The following is a 20,920-nucleotide window of genomic DNA, read 5'->3' as shown; positions in this document are numbered from 1 at the left end:
CTGACGCCACTTATTATACAAACGTCTAAGATCGTCCTAAAACGTTTCAGTTATCTTTAGCTTGGCCGATACCTAACTGGATGACTTATAAATGAAAAAGGGATCGCCGGGATGAAGCACCTCTCTATTAAATGGAGTCTGACTGCCGCGTTAGCTTTGCTGGTGCTTATGATTGGACTGATCAGCGGGCTTGGGTTTTATGCCAATCACAACAGCTCCCAGGCACTTGAAGAGCTGACGGCCACTAACGTAAGGCTCACGAACTTAGCCAATCGCACACAAGTACAGGCCCTAAGAGCACAAACCTTTCTAGACCGCTCAGCGAGTTTTAGTACCCAAGGTAATCCTGAAAAAGGGCAGGAGAGCCTCGCTCTGGCAGTAGAGGCCGCGGCTAAGGCTGAGGCGCGTTTTAATGAGTTTCGCGCCGTGCCGATCAATCCTGAAGGCACACTCGCGCCATATCGCGATGCGATTATCAGCGCTTATGATGCTTTTATGACCCAAGGAATTTCGCCACTGCTAGAGGCCGCTCCTTTTCAGATCCAGCGCAGGCAAGAAGAATTAAGCGCATTAAGTGCTGAGCTGGATGCGGCTATGAGTGGGTTTATCGCTTATACCGACGAGCGCGGAGCAAGTGTCCTTCAACAGGTCAAACAGCTAGCCACGATTATTGGTGTTATTGCTCTGTCTCTTCTGGTGATTTCAGTATTGGCCGCGGTGATTATCAGGTGGGCCATGATGCGTAGTGTTGTGAGGCCGCTTCGCGACGCTAGCGCACATTTTGCTCGAATTGCAGATGGCGACCTAACCGGTAACATTGAGGATCGTGGCCGTAACGAAATTGGCCAGTTATTCAGTGGGCTGGCGGCCATGCAGGAAAAGTTAAAGCAATTGGTCATCGCATTGCGAGGCAGCAGCGAGCATGTCTTTAGCGGAGCAGGCGATATCTCTGCAGGCAGTCAGGACCTCTCTTCAAGAACTGAACAGCAGGCTTCCGCGTTGCAGCAAACTGCTTCCAGCATGGAGGAGATGTCGACGACCGTGAGTAAAAACGCTGAAACGGCCCAAGAAGCGGATCAGCTTTCGGTTGCGGCGTCACAGTCAGCAGAGTCAGGCGGAAAAGAGGTAGAGCGCACGGTGCAATTAATGCGCGAGATTGCGGCCAGTTCTAACCAGGTAAGCGACATCATCGGTGTTATTGATTCTATTGCCTTCCAAACCAACATATTAGCACTCAATGCCTCGGTCGAGGCCGCACGGGCAGGAGAGCAAGGCCGTGGCTTTGCTGTCGTGGCCAGTGAGGTGCGTTCATTAGCAACGCGTAGCGCAGACTCAGCAAAAGAGATCCGCAGTTTAATTGAGCAAACCACCACAAAAATTAACGGAGGGGCTGAGCAAGCAGAGCGCAGTGGGCAGACGATTCAACAAACGGTGGATGCGATTCGTCAGGTAACGACGATGATGGGCGAAATTTCGACGGCAACAAAAGAGCAGAATAGTGGTATTGAGCAAATCAATGCGGCACTTACTGAAATGGACTCTGTCACTCAGCAAAATTCCGCTCTCGTGCAACAAACCAGTGCCGCTGCAAGCTCGTTAGAGGACCAAGCCCGCGAATTGGCCAGTTTGATGGCAACCTTCCGTATTGATGAAAATGCTGCCAGCAACGTTTCGCTAACTCACAGTAATACTCCCCAACAGCCAAACGCTGGTCATCGCACTGAGTTAACGTCGAAAGAACAGGTGCGGAAAAGTAAAAAAGCGACTGCTGATGAATGGGATGAATTCTAAATCCTAGCAGCCTTTAAAGAGTTTTATCATTTATAGCCGCCGATAATAAGCACAATCATTATCGGCGGCGTTTTTAACGCGGCTTTTTAACGCGGCAATTTAACGCGACAATGCCAGCTTAAGCACGAGCAGCAACGCGTATGCGTACATAATCGGCCGTCCAGTTCCCTTGCTCATCGCGTAAGCTGTGGCCCAGCAGCGTTAACGTGTTCTCAAGGACGGCATCTCGTACATCTTCATCAAGCCCATGCAAGAAAGGGCTGGCGAAGGTCTCAAGCCATCCAATCATGCCGGTAGGTAGGGGAGTAGGACGCGGTATCAACTCAATACTATCGACTTTGAAACCGACTGTTTCCAGCATGCGACCGTACTCTTGGGGCGTTGGAAAGTACCAAGGATGACGGCCACGAGCGCTAATGCCACGGAACTGCAAGGCAGCAATCAGGGCTGTGCAAATTGCGGCTACATTGCCATGGCCTCCAAACTCGGCCACGAAACGTCCTCCTGGCTTTAAGGCTCGCTTAACGCCTGCCAATACGGCCTGAGGGTCAAGCATCCAGTGCAGTGCCGCGTTGCTAAATACCGCATCAAACTCATGGTCAAAAGGGAGTTGGTGGCCATCAATAACCCGTGCGGTAATACCCCGCTCACGTGCGGCGTTTACCATCTCTTCTGACGCGTCTACGCCTATGGCATCCGCACCTAGTTGCACTAAGCGCTCCGTCAACGCGCCATCGCCACAGCCAAGATCCAAAATGCGTTCGCCGGGTTGCGGTGCTAACAGCTTGACGACTTCACTGCCTAGCTTAGGGACGAAATTAGCATTCTGGGCATAGCCACTGGCATTCCACTCTTGCCCAGGTGCATTTTTAGGGATATTGGTCATGTCGGCTTCCTGGCGTCGTTAATATTCCATCATTTGTCAGTCATAAACACTAGTTTTGCAGTATAGCGTGCTGAGGCCTAACTTATTAGACAGACAATAAAAAATCTAAAAACATTTCCCATCGCAGCATTTTCCTTTGCTTAAATACCGAGCCTGTTTGGGTATGTTGCGTAGCGATTTAGCAATAAAAGCAACAAATGTGTTATTACACGACGACGTAATAGAAAGAGTTAATTTAACGAAAAGCAGGAATTTAACGGAAAGAACATTCTAATGAGCCTATCTATACCACGTTATAACCTTACTACTCCCGTTGGTGTGATTGCCGATACCCACGGGCTGCTGAGAGATGAGGCACTTCTGTTGCTACAGGAATGTGAACTCATCCTGCATCTGGGGGATGTGGGCAATAAGGACGCGGATAAAGCGATCTTGGAACGCCTTGAGGCAATAGCGCCCGTTCACTGCGTGCGAGGTAATATTGACACAGCGGCGTGGTCGGCAAGTTTGCCGCTACATCAGGATCTCATCGTTAATGAGTGGCATCTGCATCTTGTTCATCGTTTAGAAGATTTTGATCCAGCAACGCCTTGCGACGCGGTATTGCATGGTCACTCCCACAAACCCCGCAACGAATACCAGTCTGGCAGGCTTCTCTTTAACCCTGGTGCCGCTGGAAAACGCCGTTTCAAACTGCCCATAACCTTAGGCAAGTTATGGGTGGGCCAGCACGGGGTGCGTGGCGAAATACTGTCGTTAGAGAGAAATACTGTCGATAGAGGCAAGTAGCTAGCAGATTCGTCATGCATGGCTTCACTCACCAGAGAAAATTAATTTACAAAGTGGCGCGCCTGCCCAGAACATGGCAGCGAAGAAGCCAGTAAAAGGCAAGATCAAGACTCTCCTGCTACGCTTTTCCTTGATGGGTTGTCATGAAACAGAAATGGAGTTTCTGGTGAGTGTCACGGAAGAGACTGCAACACAGCCATTACGTCATAGCACGCCTGTCGAGACATTACAGGTCATGACGCTCAATGTGCACAAGGGATTCAATGTCTTTAATCGGCGTCATATCCTGCCAGAGCTGCGGGATGCTGTGACGACGCTGTCCGCCGACTTGGTGTTCCTACAGGAAGTAATAGGCGAACATCAAAAGCATGCAATTCGCTTTGCTGACTGGCCAAGCGTGCCCCAGTACGAATACCTCGCTGACACGTTATGGCCAGATTTTGCCTATGGCCGTAACGCCGTCTACCCCCATGGGGACCATGGTAATGCACTGTTGTCCCGGTATCCGATCCTGCAATACGACAATAAGGACGTCTCAATCCAGGACACCGAGAAGCGTGGCCTGCTGCATTGCCAACTGGATGTTCCCGGGCAACGCGGGGTACATGCCGTTTGCGTCCATCTGGGACTACGGCAGGGGCATCGACTGGAACAGATGAAGTTGCTGTGTGAACTGCTCGACTCGATACCGGGCAACGAACCGGTCATCGTGGCGGGCGATTTCAACGACTGGCGGCGCCAGGCAGATGCAGTGCTTGCTGAATGTGGGCTGCACGAAGCGTTTGTGCAACATTATGGGCATCCGGCCAAGTCGTTTCCGGCGCGCTGGCCGCTGCTACGCCTTGACCGCATCTATGTGCGTAATGTCTCTGTTCGCCACCCTCAAGCCTTGTATCGAAAGCCCTGGTCTCACCTGTCGGATCATGTACCACTAATTGCCGAGATATGCTTGTGAATTTCCAATGGACGGAATGTAACGAAGCCGAGTTGCTCATTAATGGAAGTCAATATTTTAGTAGTGTGTTTGACTGTATACGTGCGGCTCGCGAAGAAATATTGATCGAAACCTTTATTATCTTTAATGATGAGGTGGGGCAGGAGCTGAAGGAAGCCCTGCTTGGCGCTGCCGCTAGACAGGTACGTATAGACGTCACGGTGGACGGCTATGGAACGGCGGACCTGGACAAAGAATACATAACCGAGCTGACAGACGCTGGCATCCACCTACATGTTTATGATCCCAAGCCTCGCCTGCTAGGCATGCGTACTAATCTGTTTCGCCGCCTTCACCGCAAGATCGTCGTGGTGGATGGTAAAATAGCCTATATCGGTGGGATCAATTTCGGGGCCGATCACCTGCCCGATAAGTATGCCATGGGTAAGCAGGACTATGGCGTACGGGTGCAGGGGCCGATCGTTAATGACATTCGCGATGCGGCCGGCGCGCTGCTGGTCGAGCACCAGGCGGTAGAGGAACTGCCGCCTATTCGCACATCGACTTCGCCCACTGGCGACGCCGCCATGCTGCTGGCTATTCGCGACAATAATGGCCATCGTAACGATATCGAAGAACATTATCTTCAGGCGATTCGTTCGGCAACGTCGCGCCTGCTCATTGCCAATGCCTACTTCTTTCCCAGTTATCGGCTATTTCATGAATTGCGCAATGCGGCGCGACGGGGTGTTAACGTCACGCTGATCTTGCAGGGCCGACCTGATATGCCCTGGGCCCGTATGTTCTCCAGTTCGCTTTACAGCTATATGCTCCAAGATGGTATTCAGATTTTTGAATATACCGAGCGCCCGCTACACGGAAAGATTGCGATAGTGGATCATGAATGGTCAACGGTGGGGTCAAGCAATCTCGATCCACTCAGCCTTTCATTGAACCTGGAAGGCAACCTCTTCATCCGCGACCCAGGGCTCAACCAGCAGATCCAGGCGCATTTGACTGCGCTCATCGATCATAGCTGCAGAAAGATAACAACCGAAGTTGCTGAAAAGGGGCGCTGGTGGCGGGCGCCGCTTATGTTTGTGAGCTTTCATTTCCTGCGCCACTTCCCTAAGCGTATGGGTTGGCTGCCAGCTCATGTGGCTCGGATGGAGACGTTGACGCCCATGTCGCAGACCCCTAACGCGCAAAAAAACAAGCGTGCACAGGAGTGAGCCAGAATGGAGCCAAGCAGTAACAACACGCGTAATGACCCCTCCAAAAAACGTAATGTGTGGGTCCCTTGGCTGAAGCGTGGCGTCACGATACTTTTCTTCATCCTGGTCGTTGTCTTGCTCTTTTCAATGATTCGGAACGTAGACTGGAACGCAGTATCCGAAACGCTCCGGGGGTACAGCCTCACCTTGATGCTAATGGGGCTAGGGATTACTGCCGCCAGCTTTATCGTCTTCAGTAGTTACGACCTGCTGGGCAAGTTTTATACCGGTCATGAAATACCGATCCAGAAGGTGTTGCTGGTCGCCTTCGTATGCTACGCCTTCAATCTCAACTTAGGGGCCTGGGTTGGTGGTATTGCCTTACGCTATCGGCTATACACGAAGTTTGGCCTGAGCGTGGCGACCGTGACTCGGGTCTTGAGTGTGAGCCTGACCACCAATTGGCTGGGCTACATGCTGCTTGCTGGCGTTATATTCTCTCTCGGGCTGATTGATTTGCCTGAGCACTGGCAAGTCGGCATGCTAGGGTTGCGCTTCATCGGCGCGAGTTTATTACTCGTGTGCCTTTTTTATTTAGCGGCGTGTCGTTTTTCCCGACGCCGCACCTGGCACTTGCGGGGCAATGAGATCACACTCCCTTCGCTCCGATTAGCCTTGCTGCAAATGGTGCTAGGGGCGGTTAACTGGTCGTTGATGGCTGCGCTTGTTTACCTGTTATTACCCCAGGATGTTTTCTATCCCACGATCCTAGGCATCTTACTGGTTAGCAGTATCGCGGGGGTGATAACCCATATTCCCGCCGGTTTGGGCGTCCTTGAAGCGGTGTTTATCGCCTTGCTTCAACATCAGTTGGCAACGAGCGAGATACTCGCTGCCTTGATCGGCTATCGCGCCCTGTATTTTCTTTTCCCGCTGGTGCTGGCATGCCTGGTGTATCTATTCCTGGAGCGCTGGGGTAGCAGGCGAAAAGGGAGTGGATATGATTGATGCAGACGGAAACTGGAGAGGGGCTATCTGAGCCGATAAGATAACAGAGTTATGCTATGTGACTTTAGTGCTTTCTAGAGTCGACCATTATATTAAGGCGAGGCCCCATGAACGACGTTATCAAACTTCTGAAATCCCACCGTTCGATCCGTAAATTCAGTGACCGTCAGATTCCACGGGAACTGCTGGTAGAGCTGATAGAAGCCGGGCAGGGTGCTGCGACGTCCAGTCATGTACAGGCATATACCGTCATTCATGTGAAAAATTCAGCTAACCGCGAACAGATCGCGGAACTGGCCGGTGGCCAAGGGTACATAACTACCTGTGCCGATTTTTTAGTGTTCTGCGCCGATATGAAGCGACCCACCGAAGCGTCTGAGCGAACGGGGGCGAACGTGGTGCGTGGCATGACCGAACAGTTGCTAGTGGCCACCGTAGACACGGCGCTAATGGCGCAGAACGTGGCGGTAGCGGCTGAATCTGAGGGGCTGGGCATCTGCTATATCGGCGGCATTCGCAATAATCCCCAGCAGATTAGCGATCTGCTTCGTCTGCCTGCGCATGTTTATCCGGTATTTGGTATGTGCCTGGGGTACCCCGAGCATGACCCTGAAGTGAAACCACGGCTATCGGTAGAAGCGATACTTAAAGAAGACTACTACACTGAAGACGGCGAGCAAGTAGAGGCCTTCGACACAACCATGCAGGCTTATTATCAGGCTCGCAGTAGCAGTAATAAAGATACCGATTGGTCGCATAATCTTAAACCGTTGTTCGATAACAAGCTGCGCCCCCATATGCGCGATTTCTTGATCCAGCGCGGCTTTGAAATGAAGTAAGCGTGGAGATGAAGTAAGCGTTGAGATGGAGGAAAGAGCGCTGCATCCTATCGAACACGCTATTCGGAAAAGAGAACGACCAATAAGTAAGATCACGTTCTCTTTCCCTGTTTTCAGGAGCTCAACCGTATGCGTGTATTTTCAAACCCTGTCGGTTCTGGCTCTCTTTGGTTCGATAACCTTGCGACTGCCGACGGCACTCCCGTCGCCTATGATCCCCAGGCCCGGGCTTTTGTGCCCATGCCGCCTTTCTGCATCAATCGAGAAATCATCGGTTGTAATTGGATAGCACCCGAAGAGGGTGCTTTTTGCCGTTCTTGTGCGATGACGGCGTTGGCGCCCGACCCCAATCTTCCTAACGCCATTCCGAATTGGGCACAAACCGAAGCCGCTAAACGCTGGGTATTGGATAATCTTGGCCGCTGGCACTGGTTCCGCCCCGAAGACCCCGGTGCCCCACCGGTTTTCCATCTGCTCGCCGAGGGTGCCACGGCCGTGCCAATGGGGCACGTAGGAGGCGTGGTTACCATCAGTGTGACTGAAGTGGATCCTGTATTGGTCACCACGCGTCGTGAGGCGTTAGAAGAGCCTTATCGCACAATGATTGGCCACATGCGCCACGAAATATCCCATATGCTCTGGTGGCGGCTTAGTTTACGTGAGGACTTTCTTAACGCTTTTCGTGAAATGTTTGGTGATGAGCGCGAGGATTATACAGCCGCGCTTCAACGCCACTATCACAATGGACCACCACCTGATTGGAAAGCACGTTATCTAACCACGTATGCTTCTGCGCATCCTCACGAAGATTGGGCCGAGACCGCTGCACATTTGCTGCATTTAACCGATATTGCCGATAGCTTTGCAGCATCAGACCTTTCTTCGCCGGAGCTACCTAGCCACCAGTGGGAGCCTTATGCAGAGCCAGATGCAGAGCGTTTGATTTATGTAGCAGCGTCACTCACCGTGGGCGTTAACCATGTTAATCGTTCCATGGGGTTGCCGGATCTCTACCCTTTTGTGCTTTCTGAAACTGCCCGGCGTAAGCTCGCGTTTGTACATGACTGGCTGCGCCGGGGCGCACAGGGCCTTTAATATGCTTCTAAGTGGTTAAATTAGTGAAGAATTGAGGGGGTTGCCTATACTGTAGTTCAAGGCCTTCTTAGCATGCCAACAATAACAAACGGAGATATCTATGAACCTAGATCGCGCTTATCGCCTATTGGCATTGTTCTACAGTTTAATACTCGTTATCGGCGTCATTGCTTTGATGGTCGGTGGCGGAACATTGCTGGCCCCCGTGTATTTGCTGTTGGGCACATTAGCAGTGGTGGGGCTTTGGGGGTATATCCTAAAGCGTCGATTTATGAATCCACGCATGTGGCGACCGCTTGCAGGAGTTTTAGCGGTGGGCATAGTGGTTCAGTTATTCATTATGCTCACCACACCACTCTCAAGTGTTTTCTTAACCTGGATGCTTACCAGCAGCATTTTTTCCGTCATGTTAGTGATTCTGCTGTATCGCTACGGTGACCGTGACCAGCCTTTATGGGCAACGGAGGAGGAGCGTGCAGCTGCCAAGCAACTGGAATTGCTGTTAAATGGAAGCTCACCATTAACCGCCATTAAACGTGATGGAGATCGGGAGAACAGCGTTAAAGTGTCAAAGTTTGATAATGGCTATAAAGCGAGCGTGACGCGGCGTACGCAAAAGAGTCAAGAGCGCTTTGAAGAGCGTTTTCGATACCCCGAAACGCTAGTATTTTTCTTGGAGAAATTTACTAGCGTTACGGTTAATGATTTCCAAAAAAAACCTACCACTGACATTAGCTGAACACGATAATCGTTTCAACGGCTCAGCTAAGCAAAAGAGGTGCTTTCCTTGGTGGCCAGCACCTCTTCTAGTTGAGGTTCCAACACGCTTCTGATATGCCGATAAAATGGCATTAAGTCGTCATGCATTTCCTGTTCGGCTTTAGTATGGTTAATGTAATAAGCATGTCTTGCGCCATGATATTCTATGGTCTCGCTCACTTGGGTAAAATGAAAGCCTGATAATGCAAGAAGCCTGGGTAAACGAGGCTCCATCATTGCGAAAACATGTTTCTTACCGCTCAATCCTACTAATGAATAGGTGCATAAAAAGAGCCCTATCGCTATTAAAGGGAAGGTTCTCTCTTCATCGGCAGTAAAATTGCTTTCGGTAAATGCTATGTCCGTTTGGCTGGGGATTTGTTGACGAGAGCGAAAGTTTCGAGAGATGGCTAAACGTGAAACTTCACAAAGCTGATGTTTGGGTAGTTTGCTCGGATGAATGCTTTCATGGTTGAGCCATTGGTCCCCTTGTACCTCTACAGGTAGCTTACTAAGTTTGGATTGTGGATCGGTAGATGGAATTACCAAACGCATACAGCCTGCAAGCTGTCCACTCCTTTTGTGCTCAATTAAGCAATGTATAGAGGACTCATCATACTCATCAGTCTCAAGATTTTTAGTTTGATCTTCATGCATCTCATAGTGGAGTTCTTGCAGAAAAACCTCGTGGCGCAAAAGCAGCGATTTATTTTTTTCTTGAGGTGTTTTCGCCAATATAAAACGATAATCTTCTAAGAATTGTGTAAACAAGATGTGGTTTTGCGATCGCATGGGTCTGTTTGTCTCTTGCGAGCTCATTACTGTTTCCCTAGTACTATACGGATGGCTTGACGCTATTAAAAATAATTAATAAGAACTAGTTTTCTAATCCTTATGTGTTTTTAATAGGTCTGTTATCTTTCCAGGTCTTCCTAAATGAAAACCCTGCCCGTAAGTAATACCATAAGATTTTAATATTGGCATCAATTCTTCTTGTTCAACGAATTCAGCAATAGTTTGCTTGCCAAAGCCAGCAGCAATATCAGCAATAGCACGAACAATAACGCGGCTATCGGGACTAATCAGCAAGCTGCGAATGAAAGAGCCATCAATTTTAATATAATCTACCGGCAATTGACCAAGGTAATGGAAGCTACTAAACCCAACTCCAAAATCATCCAATGCGGTACGGCAACCTAAGTCTCTAAAGGTTTGCAGCACACCTCTTGCAGTAGAGAAATCGGTTACGGCGGCTGTTTCGGTAACTTCAAGAATAAGGTGATGAGGGTCAGCACCACTCGTTGCTAGCTCTTCAGCGAGGAACTGCTTTAATCCTTCGTCATGTAAAGACTGCCCCGATAGGTTAATGGCAAGCGTAATACCTTGTTGCTGCAGTTGGCTGAGTAACTTTAAACTATTGCGCAATACCCAGCGGTCGATTTGTATGATCTGCCCGCTCTGCTCGGCCACTGGAATAAAATGACCGGGTGAAACAAGGCTGCCGTCTGCGTCACGCATTCGCAATAAGACTTCATAATGTTTTATATCGTTATCTTCAAGCCGAGTTATAGTCAAATCTGGTGGATGGCGGTCAGGCGGCAGTCCTGTCTGACTGATCGGTTACTTGCTCTCCATCCTGGAACCGGACGTTGTTCACGACCAGTTCCAGCTTGCTGAACCCCTTGATGCGCTTCCAGCGCTTCTCGGCGCTCTGGAGCAGCTTGAAGACCATCGCCAGGGTCGTCGCTCTGGAGCCGCAGTTCCGGCTGCGCTTGCTCCGCAGGCGGACCGTGGCGAAGGTCGACTCAATCGGGTTGGTGGTGCGGATATGCACCCAGTGCTCTGCCGGGTAGTCGTAGAACGCCAGCAGTTCCTCCCGATCCTTGGCCAGGCACGCCATCGCCTTGGGGTACTTGGCCTCGAAGCGTTTCAGCGTGCGATCGAAGGCCTTGTGCGCCTCGTCGCGGGTCTCGGCCATCCAGATGTCATGCAGGTCGGCCTTGACCTTGGGCTGTACTGACTTTGGCAGCTTGTTCAGCACGTTAGCCGTCTTGTGAACCCAGCAGCGCTGATGGTCGGTCTCCGGGTAAATCTTGCTCAGGGCCGCCCAGAACCCCATGGCGCCGTCGCCCACCGCCAGCTTGGGAGCCTGGGTCAGGCCGCGTTCTCGCAGGCCTGTCAGCAGGGTCTTCCAGCTGTCCGCCGACTCGCGGAAGCCGTCCTCGACGGCCACCAACTCCTTGCGGCCCTGCTCGGTGACCCCGATGATCACCAGCAGGCACAGGCGGTCATCCATGCGCACGTTGCTGTACACCCCGTCGGCCCACCAGTAGACGTAGCGACGGTCTGACAGGTCCCGCTTTCGCCACTCGGTATGCTCGTCCTCCCACTGCTTCTTGAGCCGTGACACAGTGTTGGCCGACAGACCCTTGGCCTGGTCGCCCAGCAGTGCCGCCAGCGCCTCCTGGTAGTCGCCAGTGGAGATCCCCTTCAGGTAGAGCCAAGGGATCAACTCCTCGATGCTGCGGGCTCGCTTCAGATAGGGCGGCAGCAGGCTGCTGTTGAAGCGAGCGCCACCGCCACTGCGGTCACGCACCTTGGGCACCTGCACGCTGACATCCCCGATCCCGGTCTGGACCGTGCGCTCGGGCAGGTAGCCGTTGCGGACCACGGCCTGGCGTCCATCGTCGAGCCGCTGATCGGCATACTGCGCCAGAAAGGTGGCCAACTCGGCCTCGACGGCCTTGGCGATCAGGTCACGGGCACCTTGGCGCAGCAGCTCGTGCAGCGGGTCAGCGACCTGGGGTTCTGGTTGTGAAAGAGTCCGGAGGGTAGAATCGGCCATGGCGTATCCACTCGTGTTGGTTGAGATCTTGGTCGTGATCAATCAACAGGATACGCCACCCTTCCTACCTCCTCCCATACACCAGACTTGAGCTTAACTCAAAGGGCGATGCCGATACTGGCGGTGACCCGCAACCATTGTTGTTCTGTTCTAAACCCGATCCCTTCAAAAAGCTGAACAATATATTGAGCGATGGCCACCGCTTGTTCAGCATCCATATCTTTTAATAGCAAGGAAAATTCATCGCCTCCTAGACGGGCAATAACACCACGATGGCCCAGATTTAGCGAAAGTGTTTCGGCTACTTCACGCAGCAGCCTGTCTCCTACATGATGACCGTTTAGTTCGTTCACCTCTTTGAATTGATCTAAATCCAGTAGTAAAACGGCGCCTTTATCCTGCATCCAAATAGCTTTTTGTAAGGCATCTTGAAAATAGCGACGGTTATAAAGCTCGGTGAGAGGGTCACGCTCAGCTAGCCAAACTAAGCGCGCCTCCGCAGCTTTACGTTCGGTTATATCAAGACCGATGGAAATTCTCGATATACCTGTGTCATTGTTCGCAAAGAGGGGGGCGTGATACCAGACAACGGTATGAGATTTTTGGTCTGGAGTAATTAAAGCCTGCTCTTCCTGAGTATGTGTATCAAAGCTACCGGTGGGGGAAAGAGTTCCAGATGCAAAAATATCCACAAAATGACGACCGAGGAGAGAGGCTTCATTTAGTCCTAGTATAGTTTGTGTATAGTCATTAACTAAGCTGATACGGCCTGCACTATCCTGAACTACGATAAAAACCTGAGCGGTGTCTAGTAAGCTGCTAACGAAATCACGCTCCTTGGCTAATTCGTCAATACGCTCTGCTAGTTGATTGCCACGCTCCCTGACTTCATCTTCTAGGCTTTCAAGCTGTCTGGAGAGGGCTAGGGTAGTAATTTCGAGTACATCAATCTCATTGGGCAGGGCGCTTCGGTTAGTCGGGATGGTATTGCGTATTTCGCTAAAACCACCACTCGCCAATCGTGGTAGCAACCCAGCGACTCTTCGTAGGCGCGCCATAGGCCCCATTAATATCATTAACAGTAAAAGCTCGGCAGCCAACCACCCAATGACGCCCGCCACTAATAAGGTACGGGTATCTTGGTTAATTGCCTTCAGTTGGTCTGTAATATCTGAGATCAGGAGGAAGTAACCCGCGTTACTGCTTGTCGTGTCTTCTCCCATGTAGACTGCACTGAGTTCTAGATTTCTTCCGTTATGCTGCAAGCTCAGTGGTTCTTCTATTAAACGCTGTACTGGGACGATAGTGGCAGCACGCTGAAGGAGGGCTAAGCTCAGCTCTTCATGAGTTAACGCAACAAGGTGGCCATTCCACGCGTCTAACTGACGGGCTTGAGCTATTGAATTGCCTTCGATGCTGCCTGTGACTAACGTCGCTATCTCGCTATTCGAAACTTCTTTAGCTTGTCGTGTAACATCAGCTAATGATCGTGCTAGAACCACCATGCCAACGCTCTCACCTTCGGCTAGTATGGGCGCTGCGGCAAACTGCTGACAAATAGTTGAACAGCGTAGTGTGGTCAGGGGCGACTCACTATTGATGACGTGCTTTATCCAGCTTTCGATAGGCAAGATGGTAGCTGTATTATGCTCTCCCCAATTGCCTAACGTTCGACCATTAATATCAACCACGACAATTTCATCAATTCCCGCTTCAACCTGTAAAGAGGGCCATTGAGCATCTAAAACATCGTCAAGCTCGTTCAGGTTACCCTCTTGGAACGGGTAACCAAGTCCCGTAGACGCTGCCGTTAAACCTGCTAATTGGCGTAAATTTTCAGATGACCTTTGCAGCGCGAGCCGTATCTCTCGCTGTTGGCGCTCATGTTGTTGAGATCGGCTTTCCTGAAGTTGACGAGTAAGGTTGCTATGCCCAAGCCAGGTAAAAAGTGTTACCAAAACTAAGAGCAGTAGGCTACTTAAGGCGATCACACGCCAGGTTAGGCTGAATCGGAAAGAGGTCCGAAGGGAAAAAAGTTTAGTCATCGCTGGGGGTTCCAGGCCAAGATAAATTTAGGTCTCAGAAACGTAGCGATAGTTGGAACAAAAACATATTCCAACGCTGGCTAGTCTGCGATGAGTCTTGAATATCTCTGTTGGGTAACCAACCGGTACCATCAATATGATGATACTCGCCGGCTAGCATTAACTGCGGGAGAGGGGACCACTGTAAGCCAAATGTTAAATCATCCGCGAACTGTGAATGGGCAGGCCCTAAGCCACTTGCTTCAAAACTTTTTCCAGAAGCATCATTCTTATTGTTAATGAGGGTGTCGTAGCGGACTAACCACTGCCAGTTATCATTAAAGCGCCTTGAATACTGAACATACCAGCTTTCGCCTGTTCTACTTGAATCAGAAAAAGAGTTAAAGCCACTTAACTCTAATTTTCTAATGGCATATTCTGCAGTTAATGTCCACAGCTCTTGGTTATATTGAAAAGAAAGGACCCAGGGCTGAAATCGAAATGTACCTTCGCCTGGTATATTAGAGGAAGAGGCGTAATCGGCATTAGCGCTGGCAACACTAATGGCTGTAACAATACGTCCTCCGTCATGCTCGTATCGAATCTGTCCAATAGCTGAAGAGCCTGCATCTAACGAACCTGGAAATTGATCAAGCCCCAACGTTTGTTCGACATCATCTTCCATACGGGCTTGACCAAAACCTACTTGCGTTCTAAGTACGCCCGACGGAATCCTTTCTTCATGGTAAAGGCTTACGCCATCTCCTGATAATCCCAAAGACCGGGTCCTATCAAAATAAATTGATTGCGGCAGCAAAATACTTGGCCGAGTAAAAGCGACATCTCTAGTCTGGTTATAAAAACCAAAGGGGTTTTTAAACCTACCTAGCTGGACGCCAAAAGTGCGTTGCTGGTTTGAAATCATTTGATAATCGATGAGCCCGTAATCTAGTTTTGGGGTTGCATCGGTCAGATCTCCGCCTGCATTACGGCTTAAAACTTGAGCGGCAAGTAGTACATCCTGGTGAGGCCGTAACGACGCATTAAGACCAATTTCGGTGAACTCAAAACTTCCATTATCTTCACTACTAGGGCCAAAAAAATTGTTATCGTCTGTAATGACTAACGCTTGGCTAAGAAAGCCATGAACTTGAAAAGAGTCCATGACGCTATCATCACCCAGAACATGAGAGGATGAAATCAAAGCGAATATGCTTACTATAATCGCGGTTACGCGATATTCAATCCATTGAAATAACTTGGATACTATCATCCACATACTCCCTTTCAAGATATCCTAAAGCGCCGGGGGTGCTGGCGATCCTATCGCGCATTTCCGTTTGGGTGCTCACTCGGTTGGGTGCTTGACCTGTACCGGAGAACACCATGCGATCCCAGGCCAACTGTAATTGGTGCGGGTAAACGGATAACTGTTTCTTAGTAAAGCGAGCATGCACAGGGTCGCTACTATCGAGCACAAAAACTCGCACTGCTTGTCCGTCTGGCCAAGTACGTTGTCGCATGGCGAAGATGGCGCGGGTAGTATCCTGGTTCAACCAGTGGGTAGTGACATTGGGGTTCGCTACTAATAACACGGGAGGTTCGCGGGCAATGACCTGAGCTGTGGCCAACAGAAAGTAGGCCATCAGTAAAGTCGCCACCATCACCCTGGCAATTCGTCGAACCATGTCGTGGGTTATAACGAATGCCCTCATTGTGGGTGGATATTCCGACGGTTAGTGGGTGTCAGGTTTATGCACCATGCAGACGTGCGCCGCACATGAAGTGAGTAAGACTTGATGACATTGTCTCCCTGAGCTCTTCGGAGCGTTGTATTTTTGGTCAACGTCTTTTGAAAACTTAAACAAGATACATTAGAAAAAAACACCATTATCCCATTTCTACGCAGTTAATTTACAAACACTACAACAAATTCATGAGATTTGCAGGGGGAGGAACGTAAACAGATAGATCGAGAGAAGGCCTAGAAAGCTCATTGGCGAAAATATGCGGAGCTACCTATAATTAATAATTAAGTATAAATTACCTAAGGCTCACTTAAGAACCCGGCTACCTAATAGCCAAGTGTGTGTGAGAATACTAATGAAGGATCTCATAAAAGGAGTATCCACGATGTTCACCGGCTTAAGTGCGTTTCCGTTAACCCCCATGAACGAACAGGGTATCCAAGAGAACGCGTTTATTCGTTCAGTAGAGCACTTGGCTGGGGCAGGCGTTGATTCCATTGGCGTGCTGGGCTCAACCGGCAGTTACGCTTATTTAAGCTGTAAAGAACGTGCTCGTATTGCCCGGCTAAGCGTCGAAAATGCAGGCGGCGTACCTGTCATTTTGGGCATTGGTGCGTTGCGTACCCGCGATGTACTGGCCAATGCGGAAAGCGCCCAGCAAGCTGGCGCCAGCGGCGTGTTACTAGCGCCGGTTTCTTATCAAAATCTCACGGACGATGAAGTATTCGACCTATACGCAACGGTCTGTCATTCGTTGAGTGTGCCGCTATGCGTATACGATAATCCCGGCACGACTCACTTTACATTCAGCGATGAGTTGCACGGGCGAATCGCCCACTTGCCGCAGGTGCGTTCAATCAAGATCCCACCGGTGGTTAGCGACATAGACGTTGCTCGCGAGCGAATCGTGCAGCTGCGCATGCTAATTCCCAGCGATGTCACCATCGGTATAAGCGGCGACCCTGCTGCAGCAACCGGGCTAAATGCGGGTTGCGATGCGTGGTATTCCGTTATCGGGGGGCTGTATCCTCAAGCGGCACTGGCGCTGACTCGGGCTGCACAAACGGGGGATGTTCAACAGGCCGAGGCGCTTTCTGTTGCTCTTGAGCCAATCTGGGCGCTTTACCGTGAGTATGGCGGCAGCCTGCGAGTGGCGGCTACCATCGCAGAAGTCACCGGCAAAGTGAGCCAACCCTGCTTGCCCCAGCCGCTTAAAACTCTGCAAGGAAACGACCGCAAAAGAGTAGCGCAAGTAGTAGAGCAGCTTGGTCTAGCCTCTGAAGTTAAAAGTTAAAGCGGTGCAAAAAAACGCCCAGCCGAAGCCGGGCGTCATAACTGCTTAATCTATGTTTGCTGAATACATGTTTGCTGAATACATGTTTGCTTATATAGATTGTTATTCAACGAGTTCGAGCAAGCGATCAGGATAATTGGTGAACAAGCCGTTTACACCCATTTCCATTAAGCGCTCCATTTCCTCGGTCTCGTTGATGGTATACACGTGTACCGGCAGGCCGTTTTCATTAGCTTGGCGGATAAAGTCGGCATCAATCACTTCTTCGCCTTCGTAGATGAAGTTAGTGCCAATGCCGACCGCGTAATCCGCTACCGCCTGGAAATCTTCATCCGTGATCTCTTCTGGCCCTGGGGTTACGCCCGTCCACTCCACTAAGCGCGAGTTGTCTTCTTCGCTTGGGTAGTACCATACCAGTTGAATCAACGGCACATCGGCGTTCAGTTCATGCACTTTTAACAGGCTATCCTGCTCAAAGGACTGCACCAATACACGGCCTTCCTCGACCATATCGTATTCTTCCAGCGTTTCTACCAGCGCTTCTTCCAAGCCAGGGTTAAGCTGTGGCGACTTGGTTTCAATGTAGTAGCGGGCATCGTGTCCAAAGCGCTCAAAAACCTCCTCCAGCGTGAGCATCTGCGCGCCTTCAAAGGCAGTGTCGGCACTGTCGGGGTTTTCCTCGTTAAACCATGTGCCGGTATCCAGCGCTTTGAGTTCTTCCAAAGTGTAATCATTGATCGCGCCTTCGCCATCACTGGTGCGGTCAATGGCGTCGTCATGAAACACGACTACCTCACCATCGGCGGTGATTTGAGCGTCCAGCTCCAGGTAATCAACGTCCCACTCACGGGCCAGCTCATAAGCTGCCATGGTACTTTCTGGCGCATGGCCACTAGCACCACGGTGGGCGATCACCTGAAACGACTCAAGATCTTTTAGCTGCTGCTCCAACGGCGACATTGCCGCCAACGCAGTGGTCGTGACAGCACCAGCGAAAAGACCCATTGATAGTGAAGTAATCAGTAAACGGCGTTGCATAGAATTTCCTTTCATTGAATGCCTGTTTAATAACCCTACACGAATTGAAGAATGAAAGCCTAGAAGTACCTAGAAAAACCAATACCGGCTTCAGTAGCCGATTGATCTCGCTGAAGCTCAAATCGGATATCCCACTCAGTAGATAGAGCAATTCTATGCTGTAGCTGCCACTCTGTGCGTTGGTTGTCGTCATAGCCAACATTTCGACGATGGGATAGTTGTATATGAGTACGCTGACTTGATGACCAACTGCTTACAATGCCTGCTTTAATCATTGGTACTGCCACACCCTCATAATGCCGTTGAGTACGCAATTGAACACCCCCCAGCGCATAAGGTAGGTGGGGGCCAACCGCCCATGATTTTCCCCCCAGCACATTAGCCACCCCATCAAAACATCGCCGACAACTCAACCGGTTCCGTTGGATACCAGCTGATATTTGCCAGGCGGTTTGTGGCAGAGTCGGTAACGCTATAGCGTTGGTATGTAAATTAGTAATGCTGAAAAGATCAAATCGATTTAATGACACACCTTGATCGTCGGCATTAATTTCTATATTGGCAATTTCAACGGCAGAGTTGGGCATACGAGCCTGGTTGGTATCCAGTAAGTCATACTGCAGAGGCCTAAACCTTACGCGCAAGTTGTTAGCGGAGCCGCTAGTGTGAAAGCCGCTTATACCTACCAGCCCGGGCGGCGCCACCTCATGGACGGCGGGCGGCGCTGTATAGCTGTTGTCAGCATTGCCTTGCGGGAGCCTTAATCGGGCTTGAAGCAATTGCCGCTCTATTTCCGGAAAATGGTTACTGTCGCCGGTTTGGCGCAGAAAAGAAGCATGGCTAAGCAGTGTATCTAAGACATCACTTTGCTGAACGGCAGGTAGTTCAGAAAACTCAGGTGCGTCCATGAGGAGTTGATTTTCCGAAGGCCAAACAGCATTCGCCGCTCGTTGCTGACGGTCGTTTAGGGCAGCGTACTCGTGTTGCGTAATAAGCCTTCGTGAAGGAATGTGACGTGTTTTAGCTAATAACGGACGGCCATGATGCATGGTGCTGCTTAAAGCCCTTAATAAGTCTTCAGGCGCCACCCATGGAGAAAAACCAGGTGTAAGGTCTTCTTCTATGACGAGTTCTAGTGTTCTGGCAATACGAGAAGCACAATTCTGCGATAAAAATAAATATTCGTAATCTTTCCCCACTATCTCGAATAAATGAGCCATCACTAGCGACGCTTCGTCGTTCGTCAAGTTCAATTGGTAATGCCACAAGTCACGCATTTCCCGCTCGGAATAAAGCGTGGTATTACGATAAAACGAAGCATTCGAAAACGTCGCGTTATAGCCACCAAAAAGCCCTTTGGCCATATACGCAAGCATCCCGTCGTCGCTTGGTACGTCAGCGCCAAAATTTAAACTGGTATCCAGCAGGTGTTGGGAGTCGGAAGACAACTCCGCGGTATTGCCGGGGGCCGAATGAAGCATTACGTGGCCAAAAAACGAGGCGGGATTCCCTAGGTAGCCTGTTGCAAACATGAGGCCTATGTCAGGCTCCTGGTGCTGTGATTGCCATTCACTAAAGTCTGGGCAGTCTGCATTTTGCCACTGCTCTCCCGTTTTGGCAGACAGCCAGAGCGCTCGCGCTGGGAATTGGCAACTCGCATGTTGTCCCGTTGGGCTAGGCGATTGGCGCAAGGCGGCAAGCGTAGCTTCCAGCTCCGCATGAGGATCGGAACGGCCATTCTCAGCAAGGAAGAAGGCGTCATCAATGACAGCACTTCTTGGCGAAGAAAAAGGGGTTTGGCGATCAAAGTGTAAAAGTGAAAGCCATTGAGAGTCTTGGGAGAGCGTCGTTAGATTTGCGTGAAGAGAAGAACTAAAAAATGAGCTAAATAAAATAGCCGTCAGCCAGAGCCGCCGCATGCGAAATATATCCTATAGGGAAGCAAAGTGGGCTAGCTTGGCTAGCCCACATAAGGCATTAGCTAGCTGAACAGTTCGTAGCAGCTTGATTTAAGCTATTGTAGAAGCGGTAAGCTTTATCGTCATGGCTCATAGAGGAGTAGCTGGCATCAGCGCTGACGGTGCTCAGGTCGTTACGCAGCTGAGCAATGCTCGCTGCATTGCTTGCGTCACAGCCAACAAGTCCGAGGGCAGCATTCAAGTGCTGACCTTCACCCATAGCGGCTTCCATGGCCAACTGATCGTAGGTTTCGTCAATAAATTGAGCTACTTTAACTTCTGCGCTTTCACAAGTTTCAGGGGAAATAGTGGCTGAGGTCACGGCTGTGGTGCCCGAGTCCCAAATCACATTTGAGATCGCAGCAGCGGTAGTGTTGTCATCAAAAATTGCGGCACCAATACCGCAGTGTTGCCATGGATTAATGTCACCCTGGCGGTCGCTGGCGAAGGTGGTGGCGCTCAAAGTAAGTGCTGTTGTAGCACCCAATAGTGCAATAGTAGCGGTAATAGAACGTTTCAACATGAGATCCCTTAATGATTTATTTTGTCGGTTTGGATTTTTTATCTGGAGGTACCGACAAGCCTCAAGATTTACACACACGAGAGGCTAACTGCGTACAAAGCCTTCTTAAGTTTATCAGGATTCCCATGCTTTTTTTGTAAGCAATGTCTTACGTATTTGTAAGATATTGCTTACA

18 protein-coding genes and 1 pseudogene are annotated in these 20,920 nt (G+C 50.3%); 9 read left to right on the top strand and 10 right to left on the bottom strand.

The window, feature by feature from the left end:
- Window positions 1-111: 111 nt before the first annotated feature.
- Entirely contained in the window at window positions 112-1,791 is a 1,680-nt protein-coding gene (locus ACW44H_RS13365) for a methyl-accepting chemotaxis protein (protein ID WP_457504988.1), read from the top strand.
- A gap of 118 nt (window positions 1,792-1,909) precedes the next feature.
- Here the strand turns inward: ACW44H_RS13365 and ACW44H_RS13360 are convergent, their stop codons facing one another.
- Complete coding sequence (locus ACW44H_RS13360) at window positions 1,910-2,677, bottom strand: class I SAM-dependent methyltransferase (RefSeq protein ID WP_457504986.1); 768 nt, start codon at window positions 2,675-2,677, stop codon at window positions 1,910-1,912.
- 273 nt (window positions 2,678-2,950) lie between these two features.
- Here ACW44H_RS13360 and ACW44H_RS13355 point away from each other — a divergent pair, with 273 nt between their 5' ends.
- The 7 genes from ACW44H_RS13355 to ACW44H_RS13325 all read left to right on the top strand — a co-directional run bounded on the left by ACW44H_RS13355 (window position 2,951) and on the right by ACW44H_RS13325 (window position 9,295).
- Window positions 2,951-3,466, top strand: coding sequence for a metallophosphoesterase family protein (locus ACW44H_RS13355; protein ID WP_457504985.1), 516 nt, complete (start codon window positions 2,951-2,953; stop codon window positions 3,464-3,466).
- A gap of 166 nt (window positions 3,467-3,632) precedes the next feature.
- Window positions 3,633-4,421 (top strand): endonuclease/exonuclease/phosphatase family protein, encoded by a 789-nt coding sequence (locus tag ACW44H_RS13350; RefSeq protein WP_457504983.1) that lies wholly within the window; start codon window positions 3,633-3,635, stop codon window positions 4,419-4,421.
- Window positions 4,412-5,632, top strand: coding sequence for a cardiolipin synthase ClsB (gene clsB, locus ACW44H_RS13345; protein WP_457504981.1), 1,221 nt, complete (start codon window positions 4,412-4,414; stop codon window positions 5,630-5,632). The genes ACW44H_RS13350 and clsB overlap by 10 nt, the downstream gene beginning before the upstream one ends.
- Before the next feature lie 6 nt (window positions 5,633-5,638).
- Window positions 5,639-6,622 carry a lysylphosphatidylglycerol synthase domain-containing protein gene (locus tag ACW44H_RS13340; RefSeq protein ID WP_457504979.1) on the top strand — a complete coding sequence of 328 codons (984 nt, stop codon included), beginning with the start codon at window positions 5,639-5,641 and terminating at the stop codon, window positions 6,620-6,622.
- Window positions 6,623-6,729: 107 nt separating this feature from the next.
- Entirely contained in the window at window positions 6,730-7,461 is a 732-nt protein-coding gene (gene nfsA / locus ACW44H_RS13335) for an oxygen-insensitive NADPH nitroreductase (RefSeq protein WP_457504977.1), read from the top strand.
- Window positions 7,462-7,590: 129 nt separating this feature from the next.
- Complete coding sequence (locus tag ACW44H_RS13330; protein ID WP_457504975.1) at window positions 7,591-8,556, top strand: zinc-binding metallopeptidase family protein; 966 nt, start codon at window positions 7,591-7,593, stop codon at window positions 8,554-8,556.
- A gap of 100 nt (window positions 8,557-8,656) precedes the next feature.
- A complete protein-coding gene (locus tag ACW44H_RS13325; protein ID WP_113269967.1) occupies window positions 8,657-9,295 on the top strand; it encodes a hypothetical protein in 639 nt (212 codons plus the stop codon).
- A gap of 26 nt (window positions 9,296-9,321) precedes the next feature.
- Here ACW44H_RS13325 and ACW44H_RS13320 read toward each other — a convergent pair whose 3' ends face one another.
- From ACW44H_RS13320 to ACW44H_RS13295, 6 genes and pseudogenes are all read right to left on the bottom strand, one after another.
- Complete coding sequence (locus ACW44H_RS13320) at window positions 9,322-10,134, bottom strand: PEP-CTERM/exosortase system-associated acyltransferase (RefSeq protein WP_457504974.1); 813 nt, start codon at window positions 10,132-10,134, stop codon at window positions 9,322-9,324.
- Between the two features lie 66 nt (window positions 10,135-10,200).
- A pseudogene (locus tag ACW44H_RS13315) lies at window positions 10,201-10,884 on the bottom strand (EAL domain-containing protein); the annotation flags it as partial.
- Window positions 10,885-10,906: 22 nt separating this feature from the next.
- Entirely contained in the window at window positions 10,907-12,160 is a 1,254-nt protein-coding gene (locus ACW44H_RS13310; protein WP_113271324.1) for an IS256 family transposase, read from the bottom strand.
- Between the two features lie 98 nt (window positions 12,161-12,258).
- A complete protein-coding gene (locus tag ACW44H_RS13305) occupies window positions 12,259-14,205 on the bottom strand; it encodes a diguanylate cyclase domain-containing protein (protein ID WP_457504972.1) in 1,947 nt (648 codons plus the stop codon).
- A gap of 34 nt (window positions 14,206-14,239) precedes the next feature.
- Window positions 14,240-15,457, bottom strand: coding sequence for a hypothetical protein (locus tag ACW44H_RS13300; RefSeq protein ID WP_457504971.1), 1,218 nt, complete (start codon window positions 15,455-15,457; stop codon window positions 14,240-14,242).
- The gene (locus ACW44H_RS13295) at window positions 15,426-15,899 is read right to left on the bottom strand and encodes a hypothetical protein (RefSeq protein ID WP_457504970.1); all 474 of its coding nucleotides are present in this window, start codon (window positions 15,897-15,899) and stop codon (window positions 15,426-15,428) included. Before ACW44H_RS13295 ends, ACW44H_RS13300 begins: the two co-directional genes overlap by 32 nt.
- A gap of 418 nt (window positions 15,900-16,317) precedes the next feature.
- Here ACW44H_RS13295 and ACW44H_RS13290 point away from each other — a divergent pair, with 418 nt between their 5' ends.
- Entirely contained in the window at window positions 16,318-17,226 is a 909-nt protein-coding gene (locus ACW44H_RS13290) for a dihydrodipicolinate synthase family protein (protein ID WP_457504968.1), read from the top strand.
- 102 nt (window positions 17,227-17,328) lie between these two features.
- Here the strand turns inward: ACW44H_RS13290 and ACW44H_RS13285 are convergent, their stop codons facing one another.
- Genes ACW44H_RS13285 through ACW44H_RS13275 form a run of 3 tightly spaced genes read right to left on the bottom strand, consistent with a single transcriptional unit; the run spans window position 17,329 to window position 20,745 of the window.
- Window positions 17,329-18,264 carry a glycerophosphodiester phosphodiesterase family protein gene (locus tag ACW44H_RS13285; protein ID WP_457504967.1) on the bottom strand — a complete coding sequence of 312 codons (936 nt, stop codon included), beginning with the start codon at window positions 18,262-18,264 and terminating at the stop codon, window positions 17,329-17,331.
- Between the two features lie 59 nt (window positions 18,265-18,323).
- A complete protein-coding gene (locus ACW44H_RS13280; RefSeq protein WP_457504966.1) occupies window positions 18,324-20,183 on the bottom strand; it encodes an Lnb N-terminal periplasmic domain-containing protein in 1,860 nt (619 codons plus the stop codon).
- A gap of 58 nt (window positions 20,184-20,241) precedes the next feature.
- Entirely contained in the window at window positions 20,242-20,745 is a 504-nt protein-coding gene (locus ACW44H_RS13275) for a DUF3015 family protein (protein ID WP_457504965.1), read from the bottom strand.
- Window positions 20,746-20,920 lie beyond the last annotated feature (175 nt).

Source organism: Vreelandella sulfidaeris Esulfide1, from assembly GCF_054072535.1.
This window is presented reverse-complemented; position numbering and strand designations above follow the sequence as displayed.